Genomic DNA, 23,134 nt, shown 5'->3' on the forward strand with positions numbered 1-23,134 from the left:
GGCCAGCGTGGCTGCTGGCACCTGTTCATTAACAAAGCGATACAATTTAATGGCGATGTAACACAGCTGCAATTGTAGTGTCACGCTAATTGCAAGTTATTAGGAATCGGTTTAGATAGGCGGAAACTTGATCGCTGTCGCTTCTCAACGCGCGTGGCGGGGGACGGGAGGGGTGAAGAGGGCGTTTGCAGCCGGGACGGGCAAACGCAACAGGAGAAGCTTAAGAGAGGAAACTGACGCCCTGTTTCAGCACAATATCGCAGGCTTTGGTTTTCACTTTTTCCGCAAGCGGCGTGTTGCCGATATTGTTCAGATTAAGCTGTCCACCGTTTTTGGTGTTCAGCAAACCCTGCAGCCCTTCAAGATAGTTGGTGTCCTGCTTCTGCTCTGCCGTTCCCAACCCGAGCCTATCCATTACCTGATTTTTAATGTTTTCGGTGTTGGTCAGCGAGGCGAGCTTGTTTTTCGCGCAGTACGACATAATCCCCGCCGCATTGTTCATGGTGTCAGCACTTAATGACTGACTGCCACCGTTAAGTAAACCGGTGAGCGATGACAGGGATAAGCCGCCCTGCTGCGCGCCACTGTTTTGACTAAGCTGGCTGGCAGCGCTGGAAAGGCTCTCCTGCCAGGAAGCGGCGAAGGAGACGCTGGAAAAGAGCGCACCGCTCACGATGGCAGTGCACAGAAGGCGTTTGGCAACGGACATGTTCTTACCCTGATGGTGACTGGAAAGGCGACAGTATACACCCCAGTCGGGTGGCGTTAATCAGGGGACAATTCTCAATACTCTTTACCCGTAACGCGGCTGCGGAAGCTGTCCCAGGTGAAGTTGACCCACAGACTGTTACCCAGACGCATCCTGTCCATCACGCGCTCCCCCAACAATTTATTCATTTCATCCAGGGTGCTGTTGGTCAGCATGCCGGTAGGGCGTTTAGAGGAAGAACGACGGTCAACAATCTGATTAATAATCACCTTTTCATACCGCGATTCGGTTTGCATTCCAATCTCATCAATCACCAGCAGATCGACACTGCTCAGATCGTTAAGCAGTTGCTCTTCGCTGCTTTCACGGTTTCCAAAGGTCTCTTTCATGGCAGACATGATATCGGCGACGGTAATAATCAATACCGACTTGCCACGCAGTAACAGCTCATTGCAGATGGCAGCAGCGAGATGGTTTTTGCCCGTTCCGGGTTTGCCGGCAAAGATAAAGCTGGCGATGTTGCCTTCAAATTCAGCGACATACTGGCGTGCCTGGTCCAGTGCGCGCATCTGCCCGTCACACTCCACCTTATAATTTTCAAAAGAGCAGTTCTGGTGCAGGGGACGAATACCGGAGCGGTTGAAGGTTCGCTGCATTTTCATGGCCCGGTTTTCACGTGCCAGCGCGGCTGACCGAATCTCACCTTGCTCTTTTTGCCAGGCCATAAGCTCTTCGCCCGTTTTAAAGGCGGGCTGCGTGTTAGCAGGCATCATTTTTTGCAGTCGTTGCATCAATTCGCCGACGTTTTTCATCGTTAACCTCTAAAACCCGGTGGAATTTGATTATCAGGTTGGGAAATGGCGTTCACATCGCGCCTGGTGCTGCCGCTCTGGTTGCTGCGGTTCATCTGCACGCTACGCGCCAGCTTCTGCTGCCACTGCACGTGGTGGAATACTTTCCCCTCCGCCTGCCAGTAAGCCACAAACGCGGCCAGCTCTTCCGGCGTCACCGGCTGGGTCAGCGCAATACCCCAGAGCGCGGCCATACGCTGGAAGTCAGCATCCGGCTGCCAGTCTGCGTACATAGGGAATTTACCCATCGGCACCCGGGAGGGGGCGGCGGAGGGCTCGTCAAAAAACTGGTTATCAAGGGCGACATCAATGGCAGGCCGTGCCAGCCGTGCCTCCAGTGCGAGCAATTGTTCCAGACGTGCAGGCGTGATGGCATAAAAGGCTGGCGCATTATTGGCAAAAACGGCAACGGCGCCGCCTTCGGCCCGCGCCAGGACACTGGCGGGATCGCGCATAAAATCATCAACACCGGTAACAGTGGACGTCAGGATTCTGGAAGACATAACGCGTTCTCAAACTGGAAAAACAGTACAGGCGCACTGCGTTGCGGATCCGCAGGCATATTGACACATAGTAACACAGAGCGGGCGAAGGGGGATGGAGACGAAAAAGCCGGGTTGCCCCGGCTGTGTTTTTCCCAATGGTGTTGACTCCCGGATCTCTGGCCTGAGCCTGTCCGGTTTTGTATTACGCGATGATGGTTAAGGTCACATCGACGTTGCCACGAGTGGCGTTAGAATAAGGACATACGATATGAGCAGCATCGACCAGTTTCTTCGCTTCTGCTGCATCCATACCTTCAAGATGAATTTTCAGTTCAACTTCAATACCAAAACCGGTCGGCAGTGGGCCGATCCCGACGTTTGCTTCAGTAAAGGCGTCTTTTGGCATAGTGAATTTGTCACGACCGGCAACGAACTTCATCGCACCCAGGAAGCAGGCAGAATAGCCAGCGGCAAACAGCTGCTCTGGGTTCGTGACTTCACCACCCATGCCACCCATCTCTTTAGGGACGCCGAGTTTTACATCCAGCACGCCATCAGAAGAGGTCGCGCGGCCATCACGACCACCGGTGGCTTTAGCGTTTGCGGTGTAAATCACTTTTTCTAAAGACATAACAGGTTCCTTATCGTATTTGTCGGTTGCTATAATATAGTGTGCTATTTATTTACGTGCATGACGCCTGCGCTAGCGAAGCGTTATGCACGTTGAAACTGGTGGCGAAGCTGCTCAAGCTGCTGCTTGAGGATCATTAACTGTGCATGGTCACAATCAAACGAACACATTACCGCGTTCGGAATGGACTGCGCCTGCTGGTGTAGCTCGCGACCGCTTTCAGTCAGGGTTATCACCACCTGACGTTCATCCTGACGGGAGCGCTGACGACTAATAAAACCTGCGCTTTCCAGGCGCTTTAGCAGTGGCGTTAACGTAGCCGAATCAAGAAACAGGCGTTCACCAATATCCGACACGGTTACGTCATCCTTCTCCCATAACACCAGCATTACCAGGTACTGCGGGTAGGTCAGGTTCAACGGTGCCAGTAACTGCCGGTAAAGTTTATGCAGCGCCAGATTTGTCGAGTAAAGTGCAAAACAAAACTGGTTATCAAGTGCAAGCTGCGCGTTCGGGGTCTGCTTTGTTTTCATGTTTATGAATATAGGTAGTGCACGATTTAATTGCAAGTGATTTATGCACAAATATAACGCAATACTACGTCAACCGCCATTTGCCGATAGTGTAAGCGCTCCTGCTGCTCTTCATCATCCTCAACAAGCATGGAGAAGGCGTAGCAGTTGGCAACGTAGTGGAAACTGAAGCTGCTAATGACCCGGTGCAGGTCGCGGGCGCATACGCTCTGATGGAACAGGTGCTTATCCTTCCCGCGAGATAAAATCTCTTCCAGTAACGTCAGGGCGCTACGGTTCAGGTCACGCAGCAGGGCAGACTGGCGGATATACCGTCCCCGCTGCATGTTTTCCATACAGATGATACGAATAAAATCAGGATGATTGGCGTGGTAATCAAAGGTGCTTTCCACCAGATGAACCAGGGCTTCGACAGGGGCAAGCGTGGCAAGATCTAACGCATTCTCGCTGGCTCGTATCGCGGTATAAACATACTCGAGCACCTGCAGATACAGATTTTCTTTCGTTTTATAGTGGTACACCACCATACGTTTAGTGGTGCCTGCTTTTTCGGCGATCTGTTCCATACGTGCGCCGTTAAGTCCATATTCTGCAAACAGAGCAATGGCGCTAAGAAAGATTTTGTCTTTTACCCTGGATTGATCAAAATCAGCGGGTGCATAAATACCCTGTTGTTCCACATCCGTTCCTTATCTGCCATCGTAGGGATAAGGATTATTACCACGCCGTGTTGATAACTCAAACTCAGACGCGCGGGCGTTTGCGATAGAGCCAGAGCCCGGGAATGGACAGGCCAATCGACAGTGCCCCGACTATGGAAGAGGCTTTAAGAAAGTTGGTCAGCAATAAAATCATCATCTCTTCGCTATAGCCGATATGACTAATTTTAACCGCCGAAATCATGGCGGTATAGGCAGAAATACCGGGAAACATAGGGATAACCGCCGCGACAGTGAAAACTTTCGGATGGGCCAGGTACCAGCGTGACCAACGAATACCGATGCTTCCGACCAGCATGGAGGCGACGAATGTCGACCATTCGATATTAAAACCGCCGTGAACCATAGCAAAGCGTGCGCCATGACCTATTGCGCCAAGCAGCGCGCACCAGGGCAGGGCGCGGTGAGGCACGTTGAACACCATCGCAAACCCTACGGCCGGAATGGCGGCAAGCACCATATCCTGGAGAAGCGCCAGTAAAAACCAGATTACATCCATCCTCGTAGCCCCCATAACGTCATGGACATCACCACACCAATACAGGTGGCAAGCGTTAGCAGACTGGCGATAGCCCAGCGGGCGAGGCCGGTGTTGATGTGCCCCTTAAACATGTCCGCCACGGCATTAATTAACGGAAAACCCGGCACGAGGAGCAGAACGCTCGCGGCCATCGCGACGGTGGACGTATGAATAAAGCCCGGTAACGTTAGCATCAGGCCTGAGATGGTTGTCGCCACGAATGCGGTGATGCAGAAATTAATCTGTGGGTGCATATGGCGATTTGCCAGCAACAGGCGAACATACATCGCCACACTACTTGCGCAGAATGTAATAAAGGCGCCATCCCAGCCACCATTATTTAACCGGCAAAAACAGGCGCAGGAAAGCCCGACCATGACGGTGACCAGCCAGCGTGGATAACGTAATGGTTTAACCTGTGAGAAGCGTTTTTCGACATCCCGGGCGTCGAGCAATTTATGCTCGGCCATTATAACAATGTGCTGCACTTCGGTGACGACGTGCATATTAATGCCACGATCGCTGTTTTTGCGGGTGGAGGTCAGGCACTGGCCATCTTTAATGGTGGTGAGCACGATGGCATTCGAGGAGATGGAACTCTCAACGCTGTCCATACCCAGTGCCAGGCCGAGGCGGGTAGATAACTCCTCAACCAGTGCGCTTTCGGCACCATGTTGTAATAAAAAAAGCCCGCACTGAATAGATAAACGTGTGATGGCACGTTGTGACGACTGCTCTTCTTGCATCTGCATGATAGCCCTGGTGGTAATGCCAAAGTCCCACGGATCGTGGCACGAATCGCTAATTTTTAGCATAGGTTGGCCTGCTCATGGCGCGGGAGCAGATCAATATTCGTGCAATAAATCATAAAATTTTACCCGGATGCGCACAGGGCAGGCACGGTGACAGCGACCGAGGAGGCCGGGGAAGGCAGACGTAGTAAAGGAGAGAGAAAACATTATTTAGCGGAAATATATAACGCGCATGAATTAATAAGGGTGGGTTGATATATATTTGTTTGGGTTATCCTGAAAGGAAGTATTATATCTTTTCAATGTGACGCAACAGGTTGACACTATTACCAGTGATTTTTATACTCGCTCATTGTTTCAACAATTTCTGTTGGGCATTAATAATGCCAGGTTCCTTGTTATCAGGGTGATTAGCATGTGTTGCTGACAAGGTAGTTGGCATTCTATGAATTATTCATATTCTTTATTTTATAAGACTCGCGAATGGATGCGGAGGTTTTATGTTATCAGGGTTGTGTAAATACGGAATCGTTATCAGTAAAGTGCCCGTATTAAAAATTGGGTTGGGTGACATAATGGAACGTCACTTTCCTGACTATGAAATGACGTTTTTCCGCTCTCTGGAAGAGGTCACGCTGTTACACCTGCGCCGTGCTGATTTGATTATTGCGGACCTCTCAGGCGATCCGCGGCACACTAAAAACGTGTGTGAGCAATATTTCTCTATTATTAAACAGCACCCTGATGTTCACTGGGTTTTCTTCGTTTCACGTCATTTTTATCCTACTGCCGTAGAATTACTCATGCGTCCGGGCAGCACGCTTCTTTCTGATATGGAACCGATTGAAGGGGTCATTGGCGCTATTCGCCACGGCACCGGACAAGCAGAAAAAATTAGTCAGACACTATTAACGTCTGATTATCTTGAAATTGAGGCATCGGTAGAAAAGTCCGAGCGTTTAACGCTTTCCGAACGCAAAGTCATGCGATTGCTTGGAAAGGGATGGGGTATTAATCAAATCGCCACGCTGTTGAAGAAGAGTAATAAAACAGTAAGCGCACAAAAGAACAGTGCAATGCGTCGGTTATCGCTACGCAGCAACGCAGAATTATATGCATGGATAAACAGTTCAGAAGGCATGAAAGAGCTGAATCTGATTTCAGCCTATGGAGAACCGTCAGAATGGAACGCATCTCAGCCAAAAAGCATGTTGCCATCATCGAGAAGTGCATGATGAGCGAGGCGGGCCTTCGCCATCTTTTATCATCGCCCGCCACTCAAAAATACCGTTTTCATTTTTTCAGGGATCGCGAGGTTTTTGCTGAAGCTATGTGCAAGACGGATTTTTTCTCCGTCATATACTCTCTTTCCGGTTTGCGAGAACCACGACGTGAATGTCTGATGTGCCTGCATATGCTTTCAGTGTCTCATCCGGGGATTCAGCGTATTGTGCTGGCGGAAGACGATCGCGAAGCGCGTCTGGTGAGCCGTCTGTATCCCAAAGAGCTGCATGGCATTTTGAGTAAATCCGATACCCTGAACGCGTTGCTCAGCCAGCTCGTTACGCTTCTTGGGGAGACGCGGCGGGTGAATGATAACGTCATTAATCACTGGTACGTCAGCCGAAGCCGCATGTTAAGCCCGACCGAGCATGCCATATTGCGGCACATGTCACGCGGGCTGTCGATTCCTGAAATCGCCATCACCCTGGATCGCAATATTAAAACCGTGCGCGCGCATAAGTTTAATGCGATGGCAAAACTGGGAATTAATTCTGAAGTGGCTCTGCTGCATGCGGCGGATATTATCGCCTGGCTACCCATCTCCACTTTTATGCAGGATTCTGACTCCGCTGTCGCCTGACAGGTGACGCTCTTTTGCCAGGTTAATTAACCTGGCATTTTTTTACAGGCAGACATCAATCCATTTTGCTTTCGTCAGCTCAGCCATACGCTGAGGAGAGATACGGACAGCGCTGTGGGTTGCACCGGCCGCTGGCAGCACTTCGTCGTAGTGTTTCAGGGAGATATCACAATAGACGGCCAGCGGGTTTTCCAGACCAAAAGGGCAGACGCCGCCAACCGGGTGGCCTGTCATGGTGACCACTTCGTCGCTACTGAGCATCCGGGCTTTCGCCCCGAAGGTGGATTTCAACTTTTTGTTATCCAGCCGGGCGTCGCCTTTGGCGACAACCAACACAACCTCATCTTTGATCTTCAGTGACAGCGTCTTGGCAATCTGACCAGGCTCAACGTTATGCGCCGCCGCAGCCAGGGCGACCGTAGCAGTGCTTTGACTGAGCTCAATGATGTCAATTTCGGGGGCATTGTCGGCAAAGAATTGCCGCACTGACTGCAAACTCATTTTTTTCTCCTGAACGTAACCTTCAATAATCTGTCACAAGCCCGTGATCCCTGTAAATATTTTGTCATAACAAACTCGTTACGGCGCATTTCTGGATCCCCTTCACAATCGCGGAAACCGGTTACAGTAACCGGTTGCAGTGTTTCAAACCGGGGTTAATACTGACTCGGTCACTTCCTCTGTTCTGATAATTAATAAGAGCCGTCTATGAAACGTATCCTGCTTCGTTGTAATGCTGGTTCGTTAACCAGCATGGTTTTAAACCCTAAAAATGGATTGCTGCACGGCAAAGTACTCGCTGTTGCGCTGAATTATTTAGACTGACAGGAGAGCCGCTATGTCTGCCAACCATGCTGTGTTTAACGTGATATTTCGCTTCATCGAAAACTATGTCAGCCCGATTGCCGGGCGAATTTCATCTCAACGTCATGTCATGGCTATCCGTGATGGTTTTATTTCCGCCATGCCATTTATGATTGTCGGTTCATTTTTATTGGTTTTTGCCTACCCGCCTTTCTCGCCGGATACCACCTGGGGCTTCGCTCGTGCCTGGCTGGATCTGGCAAAAGAGTATGAAGGCCGTATTCTCACCCCCTTTGATATGACGATGGGTATTATGTCTGTTTACGTGTGTGCTGCTATCGCCTATAACCTCGGCAAGCACTACGTAAAATCCCATCAGCTCGATCCTTTTATGTGCGCCATGCTCGCACTGATGGCCTTTCTGCTGGTTGCCGCTCCAAAAACAAAAGGCACGCTGCCGGTAGACAGCCTCGGCGGGGTCGGTATTTTCACCGCGATCTTGGTTGCTCTCTATTGCGTTGAAATGATGCGCCTGTTGAAAACATGGAATATTGGTATCCGCTTACCCGAGCAGGTGCCGCCGATGATCAAAAACTCCTTTGATCTGTTGATCCCGGTACTGGTCGTGGTGCTGACCCTCTATCCGTTGAGCCTGTTTATTCAAACCCAGTTCGATATGCTGATCCCGCAGGCGATTATGGCGGTATTCAAGCCGCTGGTTTCTGCGGCGGACTCTCTGCCTGCGATTCTGCTGGCCGTACTGATAGGCCATCTTCTCTGGTTCGCAGGCATTCATGGTGCAGCGATTGTCTCAGGTATGCTGCAAATGTTCTGGCTGACTAATCTGGGCCTGAACCAGACGGCGCTGGCGCAAAGCGCGCCTCTGCCGCACATCTTTATGGAAGCATTCTGGACGTTTTTTATTGTGATAGGAGGTTCCGGTGCAACCATGGGGCTGGTGCTTTGCTATCTGCGCAGTAAGTCTGTGCATTTACGCTCAATTGGACGTCTGAGCGTGGTGCCGAGTATGTTTAACATTAACGAACCGGTTATTTTTGGCACCCCGATTGTGATGAACCCCGTGTTCTTTATCCCGTTCCTGCTGGCACCGATGCTCAATGCCGTTGTGGCCTGGGCTGCCATGAAAATGGATCTGATTGGTCGTGTGATTTCCGTTGTGCCCTGGACGGCACCCGCGCCTATCGGCGGGGCATGGGCGTTAGGCTGGGATTTCCGGGCCGCTATCCTGGTGATTATTCTGGCCGTAATTTCCGCCATCATTTATTACCCGTTCTTTAAAGTCTACGAGAAGCAGCTACTTGAGCAGGAAGCAGAGGAAGCACAGCGTATGGAAGAAGAGAAACAACAGGTGGCCTGAATAAAAGCAAAAAAGCTTACTCTTTTTACGGTTTGCCCCTCTCCCGGAGAGCTGAGGGATCCTCAGAAAAAAATGCGAGTACAGTCGGTCCCCTCTCCCTTGAGGGAGAGGGCCAGGGTAAGGGGGAAATGCAGCTCTGATGGCCATTCCGTTCACCTTATGTCCCTTGCTTTTCTGTCACGCCAGAACCCGTGAACGTGCCAGGGTGGTTCACCGCCACCGTCCTGGCGACCCAGGCTCCCGGTCAGGAAAATCGCCGCTGGCGCAGGCGCTATTCAACATTGCTCCCGGCAATGTTGTCAGCTTATTCCTTCAGGCTTATCGGGGACGGGCGGAGGTAACGTCCCTGAAAATCCGCCCTCGCCGCGCATCGCCCCGCTCTTGCGGATACGCCTCATCGCTTTTCAGCCGGACCCTGTCATTGCGGTGACAGTTTAATTCTCATTGCGCCGTGATATCGCTGCAAAACGTCATATTACCGGGGATCTCTCAGCCCGGAGGGAGAGGGTGTGAGTGAGGGCAAAGATTATTTCAGCGTGCAGTCGCCGCACTGCTGGACATCCGGCAGGCGGTAACGCTGGCAGCAGGTGCGTCTGACCAGTGTTCCGTCACGGTTAACGACGGTCCGCCAGAGCGGGTTGTCGTTACCATCCGACAGCTGTTTTTCAAAGAAACAGAACTGACGCAGGGCTGCTACTCGTGATTCCCCCAGCAGTGGGGTCATTTCCCCCAGATACCAGTTAATCAGATAGCCAGTATTGCTCCAGATAAGCTTACCGTTTATCTCACCGGTTGCCTCTAACGCTTTCACTACCGGCAGCATGGCATCGCGAATCAGTGCCTCAATACGGGGGATATCCCCTTCGGCAGTCAGGGCATCATCCTGCCAGAGATCCAGCCAGAAGCAGGCCGCACGCCCGCTCTCATGAAACTCGACATGAATATGTTCTGAAGAGAGATTTAGCGCTTGTTTCTGCGTTAACAGCGCCAGCAGGAGGGGCGGCACCATCAGGCCGAAATACCACTGCGCCCACAAAGAAAGAAGCGGTTTACCTTCATAGGGAAGGGCCGGTTGTTTTTGATAGATATGCCTGGCATAGATCGCTATGAGTTCTTGCAGTTTTGCCGGACGCATCCATTCAACAAGGGTTAAGGCCTCGCGGGGAGCAAGCTCATTAAGTCTGATAAAATCCAAAAGATGGGGCCGCAGGCGGGTAAGCGTATCGCGAATGCTCGTGGCCAACGCGTCAGTAGCGTTAACGTGTCTGACGCGTCGAATGATCAGTTCATTTATAGGTGCGCAGCGATAGGCCATAGTTCAGGATAGATGGAAATCTAAATGATAATGATTGCCAATCCTAGCCAGAGGTAAAATCGATAGCAAGTTGTTTATCGTAAAAAAAGGATTACCCGTCAGGCTGTCTGTAAATCATCACTGACCAGAATATTATTCCGGCCCTGATGTTTGGCCTCGTAGAGGGTTTTATCCGCTTTACTCAGGGCTTCTTCGATATCGCCATCTTCAAGTGGGGCAATGCCAATACTCACGGTAACGTTCGTGGCGACGCTCTCATTAAACATATGGGGGATGTCGAGATCGTAAACCTGCTGGCGAATGCGCTCCGCCGCTGCGCGGGCGCGCTCAATATCGACACTGTTAAGCAGGATCATAAATTCTTCCCCTCCAAAACGCGCAACGATATCGCGGGAACGTACGGCATCGCGGATGGCGGCAGAAACACGAATAAGCGCCTGATCGCCCATCATATGACCATAATGGTCATTGTAAGCTTTGAAATGGTCGATATCGAGTAACAGAACAAACCGCGTGCCATCATCCAGCGCCATCAGGTTATCAAGCTTATGCTGCAGCCCGCGACGGTTATAGAGACCGGTAAGCGGGTCGAGCATGCTCAGATCATTAAGTGTCTTACGTTCCTGTAACAGCCGGTACATCAATGCCTGAGCGAAATTGTCGTTACGCTTTTGAATGACATGCTGTATGGAGATGGCGACGAGAGGGAGCGCAAAGGCGTAGATCAGGCGTATCGACATTTCACCACTGCTAAACCAAAGGCAGGCAGCGAACGTCGGGAAGGAGTGCAACACAAAGGCGATGATATTATTAGAAAAGGCGAGGGCGCCAATAAATAAAACACTTAATAGGGCAATAAGCAGATAAGGAGAATGATAATTTTCCAATGCCCTGGTTTTAATAATGATATGCCATGCCCACAGACAGCCAAATAAAAAAGAGCTGACGGTGATATTTAATTTTTTCCTGGGAAATTTCCACTGCCAGAACAGTGCAAGCCCGCTAAGGCTGGCAATGAGACACTGAGGAGGTGTAAGCACCTGCAAATTGCCAAGCGGCAGTGCGACAGAAAACAGAGCTGAAATGACATTAAGTAACAAGAAAAGTCGTAGCGACAGACGATATTTCTTTTTACAGAGAGATTGCCAGGTTTGTGCTGTCATATATTTAAAAAATCGTTATTAATCTGCAATGTATAATTTAACGGGTTGCCAAAATGAAAAATAACGCGAGGAAACGTGACCGCGAAAAGATGAAATTGTTTAGATTTAATTAAGTGACGCTTAATTTATCACCTTCGTGAATCTCTGTCACCTGAAGATGAGTAAAGTTCATACCGCTTTTTGTCGGTATGCTGACAAATGAGAAAAGATATCATATGATATTGGTTATCATTATCAGTGTGAGAGATGAAACCATGTTGCAACGTGCTTTGGGAAGTGGATGGGCCATCCTGTTACCCGGTATCGTCGTCGCTGTGATGGCTTTTGCCGATCTTTCGCTGGATGCCTGGCGGGCAATGATCATTATCGGGTTAGTGCTGACACCTGCCATGCTCTACCATAAACGCTTGCGTCATTTTATCTTATTGCCATCAGGTGTTGCCCTGGTAGGCGGAATCATCCTGGCTATGCTCAATGTGAAAACGATGTTGTAACAGGATGGTGAAACCGGGGGGGCAAATCAGGAAAGGAGATAAGATATTTGGTGCGAGGGGGGGGACTCGAACCCCCACATCCTAAGGACACTAACACCTGAAGCTAGCGCGTCTACCAATTCCGCCACCTTCGCACAACTATCTTACTTTGCTACTGCTGTTTGATATCGCCTCGTTGGTGCGAGGGGGGGGACTCGAACCCCCACATCCTAAGGACACTAACACCTGAAGCTAGCGCGTCTACCAATTCCGCCACCTTCGCCCAGTGCGAGCAATATCATTGTGGATTATGGTGCGAGGGGGGGGACTCGAACCCCCACATCCAAAGGACACTAACACCTGAAGCTAGCGCGTCTACCAATTCCGCCACCTTCGCATACCATCGATACAATAAGTATCGTTACCACGGAGGCGCATTCTAGATGTTTTCTGGTTTTCGTCAATAGTTAATTGCAGGTCGCTTTTTCAACTGACGTAAAAAAACGCAGCGGGAATTCAGGCATTAGGGCCCGGTAAAATAACCCTTACCGGGCGCGGGAAAGTTAACGTTTAGCCTGACGGGTCAACACGGTGCGATAGACCTTAAAGCGCCCGGTCTGAGCAATCACCTCATGGAAACCAAAGATTTCATCCAGTACGGCAGGATAAGGCAGGAAGGCGTTAGCGACGATACGCAACTCTCCCCCGCTGTTAAGGTGGCGAACCGCGCCGCGGATCAGCACCTGCGTAGCTTCCAGGCTGGTTTGCAAGCCATCATGGAACGGCGGGTTAGAGATGATCATGTCGAAGCGACCGGTGACATCAGAGAAGACGTTACTGGCAAACACCTCTCCTTCCAGCCCGTTCGCAGCAAGGGTAGACTTACTTGCTGCAATGGCCGCAGCAGAAACATCACATAACGTCAGGCGCACCTTCGGGGAATGGCTGGCCAGTACTGTAGAGAGTACGCCTGCACCACAACCCACATCCAACACTTTGCCTTTCGTATGCGGCGTCAGGGTGGAGAGTAAGAGCTGGCTTCCAACGTCGAGCCCATCGCGGCTGAAAACGCCCGGCAGGGTTTTGATGGTCAAACCATCCAGCGCGTATTCGTTCCAGAAACCCTGAGCATCAAAGGTCGGCTGTTTCTCCAGCCGGCCATGATACAACCCACAGCGACGTGCGCTATCAACCTTATTCAGGGGCGCGAACTCTGCCAGCATCTGTTCTGCACTGCGCACACCGCTGCGGTTTTCACCGACAACAAAAATGTCCGTCCCAACCGGCAGAAGGGAGAGGAGATTCATCAACTGATACTGGGCTTCAGGTTTATTCTTCGGCCAGTAATAGATAAGGGTATCACTGTCGCCCACAGCCTCTTGTTCCAGGCTCAGTGCGAAGACAGCATTATCGCCCATCTGGCGATTCAGCGTTTGCCACTGGTGATATTGCTGGGTCCAGGCGCGGCTAAACGCGGTCTCCAGCCTGGCGGGCAGGTCATCCTGCAAGTCACCGGCAAAAAGAATGCGGCTTTGTTCGAAATCATCACTGTGACGCAGCAAGACTTCACTTGCCGGGGTTAAAGCAGACATGGGAGGGTTCCTCATTAAACTCAGCCCGGGATTATACACGTTATCCTTCACGCTGCCTCTTTGTTGACGGCGTCTTTGCACCCCGGTCACTTACCTGAGTAAGCTCCCGGGGATACTCATCCTTGTCGCCGCGATGCAACGTGAATGATGTTGTGTGTATACAGGTTATCCTTCACGCTGCCTCTTTGGTTGATGGCGCATAATCGACGAGTTTGCTATATTTGCGCGCCTGACAGACAGGAGTGCTTCCCGATGACGACCCGACGCGACTGGCAATTACAGCAACTGGGTATCACCCAGTGGTCCCTGCGCCGCCCGACGGCGTTACAGGGAGAGATCGCTATCTCGCTTCCGCCTCATGTTCGTCTGGTAATGGTCTCTTCTGAACTTCCTGCCCTCACCGAGCCGTTGATAGACGATGTGTTACGCGCGCTGGCAGTGACTGCAGATCAGGTCTTACAACTGACACCGGACCGCGTACTCATGCTTCCCGAAGGGTCAGCATGTAACAGCTGGCGAATAGGTGTTGAGACACCCCTGACGCTGGCGGGCGCACAAGTGGCATCGCCTGCATTTGACGAACTTCGGGCAAACCCGGCGGCACGAGCCGCGTTATGGCAACAAATCTGCGATTATGAACACGATTTCTTCCCTCACCACGACTGATTTAGCCCGTGCCTATGATATCGAAACTCGCGCGCATGCCTTTCCCTGGAGCGAGAAGACGCTGGCGTCTAACCAGGGCGAGCGCTATCTCAATTTACGGCTGATGGTGGGCGATGAAATGGCGGCCTTTGCCATTACCCAGGCCGTGCTTGACGAGGCCACTCTGTTTAATATCGCCGTCGACCCGACATGGCAACGTAAGGGGCTGGGGCGGGCGTTGCTTGAGCACCTCATCAGCGAACTTGAAAAGCGCGACGTCCTGACGCTATGGCTGGAGGTGCGGGCGTCAAACCTTGCCGCCATTGCCCTGTACGAAAGTCTGGGCTTTAACGAGGCGACCATTCGCCGCAACTATTATCCCACCGCGACCGGGCGGGAAGACGCCATTATCATGGCGCTGCCACTTTAATAAATGAAAGGTGTAGATGTAATGAGATGGGACTGGATATTCTTTGATGCTGACGAAACCCTGTTTACGTTCGATGCGTTCGGCGGCCTGCAGCGGATGTTCCTTGACTATAGTGTCACGTTCACTAGCGAAGATTTTCAGGACTATCAGTCGATTAATAAACCGTTGTGGGTCGATTATCAGAACGGTGCTATTACCGCGTTACAGTTACAACATCAGCGTTTTCAGGGATGGGCTGAACGCCTTAACGTTGCCCCTGGTGATTTAAATCACGCCTTCCTTAATGCGATGGCGGAAATCTGTGCGCCGCTGCCCGGTGCCGCCTCTCTGTTGTCGAGCCTCAAAGGAAAGGCAAAGCTTGGCATTATTACCAATGGCTTTACCGCGTTGCAGCAAATTCGTCTGGAACGTACCGGTTTTCGTGACTACTTTGATTTACTGGTCATCTCTGAGCAGGTTGGCGTCGCAAAACCTGATCCACGTATTTTCGATTTCGCGCTGGCGCAGGCGCAAAATCCGGATCGCTCCCGGGTGCTGATGGTCGGTGATACCGCCGAATCCGATATTCTGGGAGGCATGAATGCAGGCCTGTCGACCTGTTGGCTCAACGCGCACGATCGCGTCCTGCCCGAGGGTATTGATCCCACCTGGACCGTGACATCGCTAACCGAACTGGAGCAACTCCTGTGTAAACATTGATTGTCTGCACTCAGTCGTTGAGTACAATAGCCGCATTTTTCTTATCTCCTGGCGTGGCTGTGGCCGCGCCTTTACCCAGAAGAAATTGATTATGACGTTGTCTCCTTATTTACAAGAGGTAGCGAAGCGCCGTACGTTCGCCATTATCTCTCACCCGGATGCCGGTAAAACCACCATCACCGAAAAGGTGCTGCTGTTCGGACAGGCTATCCAGACCGCCGGTACGGTAAAAGGCCGTGGCTCCAGCCAGCACGCAAAATCCGACTGGATGGAAATGGAAAAGCAGCGTGGGATCTCGATTACCACTTCCGTGATGCAGTTCCCGTATCACGACTGTCTGGTGAACCTGTTGGATACCCCGGGTCACGAAGACTTCTCTGAAGATACCTACCGTACCCTGACGGCGGTGGACTGCTGTCTGATGGTTATTGATGCGGCAAAAGGGGTTGAGGATCGTACCCGCAAGCTGATGGAAGTTACCCGTCTGCGCGACACGCCCATCATCACCTTTATGAACAAACTTGACCGTGACATCCGCGATCCTATGGAATTACTGGATGAAGTGGAAAACGAGTTGAAGATTGGCTGTGCGCCTATCACCTGGCCGATTGGCTGTGGAAAGCTGTTTAAAGGCGTATACCACCTTTATAAAGACGAAACCTACCTTTACCAGACCGGTAAAGGCCACACCATTCAGGAAGTGCGCATTGTTAAGGGTCTGAACAGCCCGGAGCTGGACGCGGCGGTGGGGGACGATCTGGCACAACAGCTGCGTGACGAACTGGAGCTGGTGCAGGGCGCCTCTAACGAGTTCGACCAGGAGCTGTTTCTGGCGGGCGAAATCACCCCGGTCTTCTTTGGTACGGCACTGGGTAACTTTGGCGTCGATCATATGCTCGACGGGCTTGTCGAGTGGGCGCCAGCGCCGATGCCGCGCGCGACCGACTCCCGCGAGGTCGTGGCGGCGGAAGAGAAGTTCTCCGGCTTCGTCTTTAAAATTCAGGCCAACATGGACCCGAAACACCGTGACCGCGTCGCCTTCCTGCGCGTGGTCTCTGGTAAATATGAAAAGGGCATGAAGCTGCGCCAGGTTCGCCTGGGTAAAGACGTGGTGATTTCCGATGCGCTGACCTTTATGGCGGGCGACCGCTCTCACGTTGAAGAAGCGTTCCCTGGCGATATCATCGGTCTGCACAACCACGGCACCATTCAGATTGGCGACACCTTCACGCAGGGTGAGATGATGAAGTTCACCGGCATTCCGAACTTCGCCCCTGAACTGTTCCGCCGTATTCGCCTGAAAGATCCGCTCAAGCAAAAACAGCTGCTCAAAGGGCTGGTACAGCTCTCAGAAGAGGGGGCCGTCCAGGTGTTCCGTCCCATCGCCAACAACGATCTGATCGTGGGTGCGGTAGGGGTGCTGCAGTTTGACGTAGTGGTATCGCGTCTGAAAAGCGAATACAACGTCGAAGCGGTGTATGAATCCGTCAACGTGGCAACTGCGCGTTGGGTGGAGTGCGGCGACGTGAAGAAATTCGAAGAGTTTAAACGTAAGAACGAAATTCACCTTGCGCTGGATGGCGGCGATAACCTGACCTATATTGCCCCCACTATGGTTAACCTGAACCTCGCACGTGAGCGTTATCCTGACGTTCAGTTCCATCAGACCCGCGAACACTAATCCCTCTACGGAGCGCGGCAGACGCCGTGCTCCGTCACTTTACCTGTCTTATTAGCCTCTTGCGGAAAGTTCTTAAATAGACGCGATTTCGCTTTCATTGCTCGCTTTTTAATCTCTCCAACAAGCGCTTTTGCGATTGTGATCTATATTTAACAAAGTAATGACATTTTGGTTGGGTGTTAATCCCGTTCAATGCATGTTCAAAGGTTATTTATTCATCCAAAGTGTCATTGCTCAGTATTAATGACTGGAAAAGAGCCATGTGCGAAGGGTGAAAGCGGCAAAGGCCGTGAATGTGACCCAAGTCCTTGACTCAATATTAGGTGATTTCACCAGAGTAACAACGGCTTGATTGCCGTGGACAGCCCAAATTGTGGGCAAACTACAGGAATAGATCGATGACTACGACAAGACTGAAGATTTCTAAGACTCTGCTGGCAGTAATGTTGGGCGCAACGCTTGCAAGTGGTTCTGCATTAGCGGAAACCACCACAACCGACAAAGCGCAAAATACTGCTGATAACGCAGGGCAAAAAATCGATAGCTCTATGAATAAAGTCGGTGATTTCATGGATGACAGTGCCATTACGGCAAAAGTTAAAGCCGCGCTGGTTGATCATGAGGATATCAAAAGTACCGATATTTCCGTGAAAACTGAGAAGAAAGTGGTGACCCTGAGTGGTTTTGTTGAGAGCCAGGCTCAGGCTGAAATGGCAGTAAACGCAGCGAAAGGTGTTGAGGGTGTGGCCTCCGTAAGTGACAAACTGCATGTTCGTGATGGTAAATCAACCACCGCGAAAGGTTATGCAGGCGATACGGCGACAACCAGTGAAGTGAAAGCAAAACTGCTTGCCGATGACATCGTCCCGTCCCGTAAGGTGAAAGTGGAAACAACCGATGGTGTCGTGCAGTTGTCCGGTACCGTTGATTCTCAGGCACAAATCGAACGTGCTGAGAGCATCGCTAAAGCGGTGGATGGCGTTAAAAGCGTGAAAAACGATCTTAAAGCAAAGTAATAAACCCTGAAAATGTGCAAACCCGATAAATTCGGGCGAAGTCAGTAAGCACCTGGGAAAATATCGCAGTGAGCATCCTGAGCGCTCACGTTTAGCGGTCGACATTAACTATGGTTAAGGAGAGTCTTATGTTTCGTTGGGGCATTATATTTCTGGTTATCGCGTTAATTGCCGCCGCTCTGGGCTTTGGTGGTCTGGCAGGTACGGCAGCTGGCGCTGCAAAAATCGTCTTTATCGTGGGTATCATTCTGTTCCTGGTCAGTCTGTTCATGGGACGCAGACGCCCATAGCGATGTAACGTTCGGTTAAACGAATCCTAAAGCCAGTCCATGTGACTGGCTTTCATTGTTTCTATGAATAGTAAAATGCGTTACTTTGGCTTAATGATAACCAATAATAATTAAAGGAAGGCAGGGTGGGGCAGCATATTCCCGTAACGCTTGGCAACATCGCGCCACTTGCGCTAAAACCATTTCGTCCTGGCCGCATCGCCCTGGTATGTGAAGGTGGCGGTCAGCGGGGCATCTTCACAGCCGGCGTGCTGGATGAATTTATGCGCGCCGAATTCGACCCCTTCGATCTTTACCTTGGCACCTCTGCCGGTGCGCAGAATCTCTCTGCGTTTGTCTGCAACCAGCCGGGGTATGCCCGCAAAGTTATCATGCGATATACCACGACGCGGGACTTTTTCGACCCGGTGCGCTTTGTGCGCGGTGGTAATCTGGTCGACCTTGACTGGCTGGTAGAGGCCACAGCAACCAAAATGCCGTTAGCGATGGACTATGCCGCGCGTGGGTTTGATGCAGGAAAATCCTTTCTGATGACCGCCTGCCGGCAGGATGACTACACGGCAGAGTATTTCTCACCGGATAACAGCACCTGGCTTGATCTGATTCGGGCGTCCAGCGCCATTCCGGGTTTTTACCGACCGGGCGTCATGCTTAATGGCATAAACTACCTTGATGGCGGCGTGAGTGACGCCATTCCGGTGCAGGAAGCGGCAAAGCGCGGGGCAAAAACCATCGTTGTGATCCGTACCGTACCCTCGCAGATGTACTATACCCCGCAATGGTTTAAACGCATGGAGCGCTGGCTGGGAGAGAGCAGTCTGCAACCCTTGATAAATCTGGTGCAGCATCATGAGAAAACCTACTCCGCGACCCAACGGTTTATCGAGACGCCGCCCGGTAAACTGCGCATTATCGAGATCTATCCGCCAAAACTGTTAAGCAGTATGGCGCTGGGCAGTCGGCTGCCCGCGCTGCGTGAAGACTACCGGACAGGTCGGCTTTGTGGCCGCTATTTCCTTGCCACGGTGGGTAAATTCCTGGTGGCAACGCCGCCGCTGCTTCGTCATCGCCCGGTTGTCACTCCCCCTGCGACCATTGTGGTACCGCCCGCCGCAGTGGCAAACGATGCGCTGGACACCCCACTGGTCAACGCAGTGCAGGCCAACGATGTGCCATTTATTGACGAGGATACGGCGTGACTTTTCGCTTCATCGATACCCACTGCCACTTTGATTTTCCCCCGTTTGCGGGCAATGAGGCGCAAAGCATCGCCCGTGCGGCAGAGGCGGGCGTCGAGCGGATTATCGTGCCATCGATAGCATCGCGCTATTTTGACCGCGTGGAGAGCCTGGCCCGTACATGGCCTGCGTTGTACGGCGCGCTCGGGCTGCATCCCATCGTCATCGAAGAACACACCCCGGATTGCCTCGACAAACTGGAACAGCGCCTCGCCACGCGGCCAGCCAACGTGGTTGCCATCGGTGAAATAGGTCTCGATTTATACCGTGAAAATCCGCACTTCGAACAGCAGGAAGCCGTGCTGGAAGCACAGCTTAAACTGGCAAAACGCTTTGATTTGCCAGTACTCCTGCACTCGCGGCGCACGCACGACAAACTCGCCATGTACTTAAAGCGTCACAGCTTACCGCGAACCGGCGTGGTGCACGGCTTTGCCGGCAGTTTGCAGCAGGCTGAACGCTTTATCAGCCTCGGGTATTGTATTGGCGTGGGGGGCACGATTACCTATCCGCGTGCCAGTAAGACCCGTGAGGTAATGGCGCAGTTGCCGCTTGGATCCCTGTTGCTGGAAACCGATGCACCGGATATGCCGTTGAATGGTTTTCAGGGCCAGCCGAACCGGCCTGAGCAGGCCGCACGCGTCTTCGACACGCTTTGTGAACTGCGCCCGGAAGCACCGGATGTGATTGCCCAGGCGTTGTTCGACAATACACACCGTCTGTTCCAGCTTGCCTGAGGATGACTACAGGTAGAGTGCAGGCAGGATAACGTTTGTGATGCCCCGTGTTTCCAGCGCCTGCGCCAGCGGTTCGACATCCTGCGCTCCAGCGCTGCGCCACTGTTTTGCTTCGCCATAAACGCCATGAGCATGAAACGCATTGAGTCTTACTGGTACCTCACCCAGCGTCTGAATAAAGGCGGCCAGAGCATCAATGTGTTGCAGGTAATCGCTATGGTCGGGGATAACCAACAGCCGCAGTTCAGCAAGCTTTCGGTTTTCCGCTAACAGACGCAGGCTGCTCTTCACCTGGCTGTTATCCCGCCCGGTAAGGCTGTGATGGCACGTACTACTCCAGGCTTTCAGGTCGATCATCGCCCCATCGCACACGGGCATCAGTTTATGCCAGCCCGTCTCGCTGAGAACGCCGTTGCTGTCCACCAGACACGTGAGGTGCCCCAGGGCTTTGCTGCTCTTAATGGCGTTAAAAAGTTCCAGTAAAAAGGGCAACTGCGTGGTCGCTTCTCCACCACTTACGGTAATGCCCTCAATAAACATCATTGCTTTCTGGATATGGGCCAGCACCTCATCCACGCTGAGCCTGCTCGCCATCGGCGTTGACTGCCGGGGGCAGAGCGTCAGGCAGGTGTCGCACTGCTGACACACCGTGGTATCCCAGTTTACTAACCCGCCTGCCAGCGTTAAGGCACCATGCGGACAGGCCGGTACGCACACGGCGCAATGATCGCAGCGGCCAATCGTCCACGGGTTATGGCAGTTTTTACAGTGCAAATTACAGCCCTGTAAAAACAGGGCCAGGCGGCTTCCCGGCCCGTCCACGCAGGAAAACGGAATGATGTTACTGACTAAAGCGCATCTGCTGTTCATGACTGACCACACGAGGTTGTCGTTCAAGGATACGGGTATTACGGGCAGCTTCTTCACCCAGCCAGGTGGTATTGGTGCGCGACCCTTCAGCGCGGAATTTTTCCAGATCGGAGAGGCGCACCATATAGCCTGTGACGCGCACCAAATCATTACCGCTGACGTTGGCGGTGAATTCACGCATCCCGGCCTTAAACGCACCGAGACAGAGCTGCACCACCGCCTGCGGGTTACGTTTTACCGTTTCATCCAGGGTGAGAATGTCGCTGATCCCCGAAGTATACCAGGCATGATGCGGGGCAACCGTGAGCAGGTGGGTGATGGGATCGGGTTCGTCGCCATAGGGCAGCCGTGCGCCTGGGGTCGTGCCAGCGTCTGAGCTGATACCCGATTGTGCATGCAGCATTGCCCGGTTATTCCAGCCATGTTTCACCGGCGTCGTTGCCACAAACTGAGCGAGCTGTTCGCTGATCTGATAGGCCAGCCTGGTGGCCTCTTCATCTTTACCGTAGCGGGCGCTGAGACCTGCTCGTTCACACAGCAGGTTAACCGCTTCGGCCAGCCCGTACATCCCAAACATTGGCGCAAAGCGCTGAGGGTCAATCAGCCCTTCCTTCACCAGGAAGCTATGCTCAAAGAAGCCGGACTGCGTGTAGAGGAAGTCACAACGCGCGTTGATGATGGCGATTTGCTGCTGGCAATAGTGGGGAAGCATGCGCCTGAAAAAATCGTCGCTCTCCTTGCTGCGTTCGGCGATGGCCTTCAGATTTAATCGCACCAGGGTGCTGCCCCCGCCTGCCAGCGGCAGGGAGTTGTAACAACTGACGATGCCGTACTGCCCTTTTGTGAAAATTTTATCATTTATCGGGCCGTTAGCGACGTGTGGCTTGCTGCATTCACAAATGTTTTTCGCCACCTCAAGCAGTAAATCCTGCGGCGTAATCTCTGGGTCATAAATAAAGGTCAGATTAGGCGCAACCTGCTTGAGTTCGGCATCTGCACGCAGAATGGCGCGTGTGACAGGCGTATCCGCAGGGCCAATATTGGCATGCATGAAGGCATCGGGCAGGGTTCTGTCGAGATAACGCCAGAAACGTTTTATTCGAATATCGATCTCTTCTTGTGTTAGAATTTTAACATACGGCTGCAGTATGGCATCGAGTTGCCCCAAATAGACGGGCATGGATGTGACGGAAGGAACATGGTGGTAGAGGATAGTCAGCATCGACAGCGCGTCGTCGAGGTCGGTTGCCCCTTCCAGTTCAAGCCATTGCGAACCGTTCGCGAGGAATTTTGCATAATCGGGCAGGACATAGCGTGGTTTATAGGGGGCATGGCCCTCGAACATATCGCAGATTGTCCCTTCTTCCAGCGCGGCACGAGACTGTTCCGGCAGCGCCGGGTAGGGGAGATGGTTCTCCGCTTCCAGCGCCAGAAAGTGGCGTTTTTGCGCAGGCGTGAGTGCCGTACTGGTAACAATTTCCCGGCAGCGTGACTGGTGGGATGAATCAGTAGTCAAAGACATATTCGCTCCTCTTATTCCTTAAGTGGTGAGCGAAGTGTAGGTAATCGGTGATTCGTCTCTCTTGATCCACACCCGCTAAATAGCCAGTAACGTTCTTCGCGTAATACAAAAATTTGATGAATGTCTCATTATGGTTTTGCAAATGTGTATGTCGTTTTCATTAACTGTGATGAGTGTCGAAGTGTGATGATGGGTAAATGTTAGAATAATAACAGAC

26 protein-coding genes and 3 tRNA genes are annotated in these 23,134 nt (G+C 52.0%); 12 read left to right on the plus strand and 17 right to left on the minus strand.

The features are described from left to right. Positions 1 to 220 precede the first annotated feature (220 nt). The 8 genes from M1D91_RS02985 to M1D91_RS03020 form a co-directional block, all read right to left on the minus strand. A complete protein-coding gene (locus M1D91_RS02985; RefSeq protein ID WP_437431052.1) occupies positions 221 to 709 on the minus strand; it encodes a DUF2501 domain-containing protein in 489 nt (162 codons plus the stop codon). A gap of 74 nt (positions 710 to 783) precedes the next feature. Next, on the minus strand, positions 784 to 1,521 hold the full coding sequence (gene dnaC / locus M1D91_RS02990) for a DNA replication protein DnaC (protein ID WP_437431053.1): 738 nt from the start codon (positions 1,519 to 1,521) through the stop codon (positions 784 to 786). Positions 1,522 to 1,523: 2 nt separating this feature from the next. After that, entirely contained in the window at positions 1,524 to 2,063 is a 540-nt protein-coding gene (gene dnaT / locus M1D91_RS02995) for a primosomal protein DnaT (RefSeq protein WP_437431054.1), read from the minus strand. Between the two features lie 184 nt (positions 2,064 to 2,247). Beyond that, entirely contained in the window at positions 2,248 to 2,676 is a 429-nt protein-coding gene (locus tag M1D91_RS03000; RefSeq protein ID WP_437431055.1) for an organic hydroperoxide resistance protein, read from the minus strand. An 83-nt stretch (positions 2,677 to 2,759) separates the two neighbouring features. Continuing rightward, the gene (locus M1D91_RS03005; protein ID WP_437431056.1) at positions 2,760 to 3,209 is read right to left on the minus strand and encodes a MarR family winged helix-turn-helix transcriptional regulator; all 450 of its coding nucleotides are present in this window, start codon (positions 3,207 to 3,209) and stop codon (positions 2,760 to 2,762) included. A 41-nt stretch (positions 3,210 to 3,250) separates the two neighbouring features. Further along, on the minus strand, positions 3,251 to 3,889 hold the full coding sequence (locus M1D91_RS03010) for a TetR/AcrR family transcriptional regulator (protein WP_437431057.1): 639 nt from the start codon (positions 3,887 to 3,889) through the stop codon (positions 3,251 to 3,253). A 64-nt stretch (positions 3,890 to 3,953) separates the two neighbouring features. Beyond that, positions 3,954 to 4,427, minus strand: a complete 474-nt coding sequence (locus tag M1D91_RS03015) for a threonine/serine exporter (protein WP_437431058.1) — start codon at positions 4,425 to 4,427, stop codon at positions 3,954 to 3,956. After that, the gene (locus tag M1D91_RS03020) at positions 4,418 to 5,194 is read right to left on the minus strand and encodes a threonine/serine exporter family protein (RefSeq protein WP_437431210.1); all 777 of its coding nucleotides are present in this window, start codon (positions 5,192 to 5,194) and stop codon (positions 4,418 to 4,420) included. The genes M1D91_RS03015 and M1D91_RS03020 overlap by 10 nt, the downstream gene beginning before the upstream one ends. Before the next feature lie 506 nt (positions 5,195 to 5,700). Between M1D91_RS03020 and M1D91_RS03025 the strand changes: the two genes are divergently transcribed. Continuing rightward, positions 5,701 to 6,435, plus strand: a complete 735-nt coding sequence (locus tag M1D91_RS03025; protein ID WP_437431059.1) for a helix-turn-helix transcriptional regulator — start codon at positions 5,701 to 5,703, stop codon at positions 6,433 to 6,435. Then, positions 6,435 to 7,064, plus strand: a complete 630-nt coding sequence (gene bglJ / locus M1D91_RS03030; RefSeq protein ID WP_437431211.1) for a DNA-binding transcriptional activator BglJ — start codon at positions 6,435 to 6,437, stop codon at positions 7,062 to 7,064. Before M1D91_RS03025 ends, bglJ begins: the two co-directional genes overlap by 1 nt. 42 nt (positions 7,065 to 7,106) lie before the next feature. Here the strand turns inward: bglJ and M1D91_RS03035 are convergent, their stop codons facing one another. Continuing rightward, positions 7,107 to 7,565 carry a YbaK/EbsC family protein gene (locus M1D91_RS03035; RefSeq protein ID WP_437431060.1) on the minus strand — a complete coding sequence of 153 codons (459 nt, stop codon included), beginning with the start codon at positions 7,563 to 7,565 and terminating at the stop codon, positions 7,107 to 7,109. Positions 7,566 to 7,902: 337 nt separating this feature from the next. On the opposite strand from M1D91_RS03035, the gene M1D91_RS03040 reads away from it, so the two are divergent. Then, the gene (locus M1D91_RS03040) at positions 7,903 to 9,246 is read left to right on the plus strand and encodes a PTS sugar transporter subunit IIC (RefSeq protein WP_437431061.1); all 1,344 of its coding nucleotides are present in this window, start codon (positions 7,903 to 7,905) and stop codon (positions 9,244 to 9,246) included. Positions 9,247 to 9,772: 526 nt separating this feature from the next. Here M1D91_RS03040 and fhuF read toward each other — a convergent pair. Both fhuF and M1D91_RS03050 read right to left on the minus strand, forming a co-directional pair. Continuing rightward, positions 9,773 to 10,561, minus strand: a complete 789-nt coding sequence (gene fhuF, locus M1D91_RS03045) for a siderophore-iron reductase FhuF (protein ID WP_437431062.1) — start codon at positions 10,559 to 10,561, stop codon at positions 9,773 to 9,775. Between the two features lie 98 nt (positions 10,562 to 10,659). Continuing rightward, positions 10,660 to 11,724, minus strand: a complete 1,065-nt coding sequence (locus tag M1D91_RS03050; protein WP_437431063.1) for a GGDEF domain-containing protein — start codon at positions 11,722 to 11,724, stop codon at positions 10,660 to 10,662. A 215-nt stretch (positions 11,725 to 11,939) separates the two neighbouring features. Between M1D91_RS03050 and M1D91_RS03055 the strand changes: the two genes are divergently transcribed. Beyond that, positions 11,940 to 12,218 carry a DUF1435 domain-containing protein gene (locus M1D91_RS03055; RefSeq protein WP_437431064.1) on the plus strand — a complete coding sequence of 93 codons (279 nt, stop codon included), beginning with the start codon at positions 11,940 to 11,942 and terminating at the stop codon, positions 12,216 to 12,218. Positions 12,219 to 12,266: 48 nt separating this feature from the next. Here the strand turns inward: M1D91_RS03055 and M1D91_RS03060 are convergent. From M1D91_RS03060 to rsmC, 4 genes are all read right to left on the minus strand, one after another. Continuing rightward, positions 12,267 to 12,352, minus strand: a tRNA-Leu gene (locus M1D91_RS03060). Positions 12,353 to 12,394: 42 nt separating this feature from the next. After that, a tRNA-Leu gene (locus tag M1D91_RS03065) sits at positions 12,395 to 12,480 on the minus strand. Positions 12,481 to 12,508: 28 nt separating this feature from the next. Then, positions 12,509 to 12,594, minus strand: a tRNA-Leu gene (locus M1D91_RS03070). 166 nt (positions 12,595 to 12,760) lie between these two features. Next, positions 12,761 to 13,789 (minus strand): 16S rRNA (guanine(1207)-N(2))-methyltransferase RsmC, encoded by a 1,029-nt coding sequence (rsmC, locus tag M1D91_RS03075; protein ID WP_437431065.1) that lies wholly within the window; start codon positions 13,787 to 13,789, stop codon positions 12,761 to 12,763. 252 nt (positions 13,790 to 14,041) lie between these two features. Between rsmC and M1D91_RS03080 the strand changes: the two genes are divergently transcribed. The 8 genes from M1D91_RS03080 (at position 14,042) to M1D91_RS03115 (ending at position 20,525) form a co-directional block, all read left to right on the plus strand. Continuing rightward, positions 14,042 to 14,455: a DNA polymerase III subunit psi gene (locus M1D91_RS03080; protein WP_437431066.1), complete on the plus strand. Its 414-nt coding sequence runs from the start codon at positions 14,042 to 14,044 to the stop codon at positions 14,453 to 14,455. After that, positions 14,424 to 14,864, plus strand: a complete 441-nt coding sequence (gene rimI / locus M1D91_RS03085; protein ID WP_437431067.1) for a ribosomal protein S18-alanine N-acetyltransferase — start codon at positions 14,424 to 14,426, stop codon at positions 14,862 to 14,864. Before M1D91_RS03080 ends, rimI begins: the two co-directional genes overlap by 32 nt. 21 nt (positions 14,865 to 14,885) lie before the next feature. Then, positions 14,886 to 15,563 (plus strand): pyrimidine 5'-nucleotidase, encoded by a 678-nt coding sequence (yjjG, locus tag M1D91_RS03090; protein WP_437431068.1) that lies wholly within the window; start codon positions 14,886 to 14,888, stop codon positions 15,561 to 15,563. A gap of 91 nt (positions 15,564 to 15,654) precedes the next feature. Further along, positions 15,655 to 17,244, plus strand: a complete 1,590-nt coding sequence (prfC, locus tag M1D91_RS03095; protein ID WP_437431069.1) for a peptide chain release factor 3 — start codon at positions 15,655 to 15,657, stop codon at positions 17,242 to 17,244. Between the two features lie 398 nt (positions 17,245 to 17,642). Then, entirely contained in the window at positions 17,643 to 18,260 is a 618-nt protein-coding gene (gene osmY, locus M1D91_RS03100; protein ID WP_437431070.1) for a molecular chaperone OsmY, read from the plus strand. Between the two features lie 128 nt (positions 18,261 to 18,388). After that, on the plus strand, positions 18,389 to 18,550 hold the full coding sequence (locus tag M1D91_RS03105; protein ID WP_007373037.1) for a DUF1328 domain-containing protein: 162 nt from the start codon (positions 18,389 to 18,391) through the stop codon (positions 18,548 to 18,550). 125 nt (positions 18,551 to 18,675) lie between these two features. Further along, on the plus strand, positions 18,676 to 19,749 hold the full coding sequence (locus M1D91_RS03110) for a patatin-like phospholipase family protein (RefSeq protein WP_437431071.1): 1,074 nt from the start codon (positions 18,676 to 18,678) through the stop codon (positions 19,747 to 19,749). Then, on the plus strand, positions 19,746 to 20,525 hold the full coding sequence (locus M1D91_RS03115; protein ID WP_437431072.1) for a TatD family hydrolase: 780 nt from the start codon (positions 19,746 to 19,748) through the stop codon (positions 20,523 to 20,525). Before M1D91_RS03110 ends, M1D91_RS03115 begins: the two co-directional genes overlap by 4 nt. A gap of 6 nt (positions 20,526 to 20,531) precedes the next feature. Here the strand turns inward: M1D91_RS03115 and M1D91_RS03120 are convergent, their stop codons facing one another. Both M1D91_RS03120 and M1D91_RS03125 read right to left on the minus strand, forming a co-directional pair. Continuing rightward, positions 20,532 to 21,395 carry a YjjW family glycine radical enzyme activase gene (locus M1D91_RS03120; protein WP_437431073.1) on the minus strand — a complete coding sequence of 288 codons (864 nt, stop codon included), beginning with the start codon at positions 21,393 to 21,395 and terminating at the stop codon, positions 20,532 to 20,534. Beyond that, positions 21,367 to 22,917: a YjjI family glycine radical enzyme gene (locus M1D91_RS03125; protein WP_437431074.1), complete on the minus strand. Its 1,551-nt coding sequence runs from the start codon at positions 22,915 to 22,917 to the stop codon at positions 21,367 to 21,369. The genes M1D91_RS03120 and M1D91_RS03125 overlap by 29 nt, the downstream gene beginning before the upstream one ends. Positions 22,918 to 23,134 lie beyond the last annotated feature (217 nt).

Source organism: Enterobacter sp. SA197 (assembly GCF_054131575.1).

Excerpts from the sequence above, each read along its gene's own strand:
- M1D91_RS03125 (WP_437431074.1), bottom strand. The coding sequence starts at position 22,917 with ATGTCTTTGACTACTGATTCATCCCACCAGTCACGCTGCCGGGAAATT.
- M1D91_RS03000 (WP_437431055.1), bottom strand. The coding sequence starts at position 2,676 with ATGTCTTTAGAAAAAGTGATTTACACCGCAAACGCTAAAGCCACCGGT.
- M1D91_RS03105 (WP_007373037.1), top strand. The coding sequence starts at position 18,389 with ATGTTTCGTTGGGGCATTATATTTCTGGTTATCGCGTTAATTGCCGCC.
- osmY (WP_437431070.1), top strand. The coding sequence starts at position 17,643 with ATGACTACGACAAGACTGAAGATTTCTAAGACTCTGCTGGCAGTAATG.
- dnaC (WP_437431053.1), bottom strand. The coding sequence starts at position 1,521 with ATGAAAAACGTCGGCGAATTGATGCAACGACTGCAAAAAATGATGCCT.
- rimI (WP_437431067.1), top strand. The coding sequence starts at position 14,424 with ATGAACACGATTTCTTCCCTCACCACGACTGATTTAGCCCGTGCCTAT.
- fhuF (WP_437431062.1), bottom strand. The coding sequence starts at position 10,561 with ATGGCCTATCGCTGCGCACCTATAAATGAACTGATCATTCGACGCGTC.
- rsmC (WP_437431065.1), bottom strand. The coding sequence starts at position 13,789 with ATGTCTGCTTTAACCCCGGCAAGTGAAGTCTTGCTGCGTCACAGTGAT.
- prfC (WP_437431069.1), top strand. The coding sequence starts at position 15,655 with ATGACGTTGTCTCCTTATTTACAAGAGGTAGCGAAGCGCCGTACGTTC.
- M1D91_RS03025 (WP_437431059.1), top strand. The coding sequence starts at position 5,701 with ATGTTATCAGGGTTGTGTAAATACGGAATCGTTATCAGTAAAGTGCCC.
- M1D91_RS03035 (WP_437431060.1), bottom strand. The coding sequence starts at position 7,565 with ATGAGTTTGCAGTCAGTGCGGCAATTCTTTGCCGACAATGCCCCCGAA.
- M1D91_RS03080 (WP_437431066.1), top strand. The coding sequence starts at position 14,042 with ATGACGACCCGACGCGACTGGCAATTACAGCAACTGGGTATCACCCAG.
- M1D91_RS02985 (WP_437431052.1), bottom strand. The coding sequence starts at position 709 with ATGTCCGTTGCCAAACGCCTTCTGTGCACTGCCATCGTGAGCGGTGCG.
- M1D91_RS03040 (WP_437431061.1), top strand. The coding sequence starts at position 7,903 with ATGTCTGCCAACCATGCTGTGTTTAACGTGATATTTCGCTTCATCGAA.
- M1D91_RS03055 (WP_437431064.1), top strand. The coding sequence starts at position 11,940 with ATGATATTGGTTATCATTATCAGTGTGAGAGATGAAACCATGTTGCAA.
- M1D91_RS03050 (WP_437431063.1), bottom strand. The coding sequence starts at position 11,724 with ATGACAGCACAAACCTGGCAATCTCTCTGTAAAAAGAAATATCGTCTG.
- bglJ (WP_437431211.1), top strand. The coding sequence starts at position 6,435 with ATGAGCGAGGCGGGCCTTCGCCATCTTTTATCATCGCCCGCCACTCAA.
- M1D91_RS03005 (WP_437431056.1), bottom strand. The coding sequence starts at position 3,209 with ATGAAAACAAAGCAGACCCCGAACGCGCAGCTTGCACTTGATAACCAG.
- M1D91_RS03020 (WP_437431210.1), bottom strand. The coding sequence starts at position 5,194 with ATGCAAGAAGAGCAGTCGTCACAACGTGCCATCACACGTTTATCTATT.
- M1D91_RS03015 (WP_437431058.1), bottom strand. The coding sequence starts at position 4,427 with ATGGATGTAATCTGGTTTTTACTGGCGCTTCTCCAGGATATGGTGCTT.
- yjjG (WP_437431068.1), top strand. The coding sequence starts at position 14,886 with ATGAGATGGGACTGGATATTCTTTGATGCTGACGAAACCCTGTTTACG.
- M1D91_RS03120 (WP_437431073.1), bottom strand. The coding sequence starts at position 21,395 with ATGAACAGCAGATGCGCTTTAGTCAGTAACATCATTCCGTTTTCCTGC.
- dnaT (WP_437431054.1), bottom strand. The coding sequence starts at position 2,063 with ATGTCTTCCAGAATCCTGACGTCCACTGTTACCGGTGTTGATGATTTT.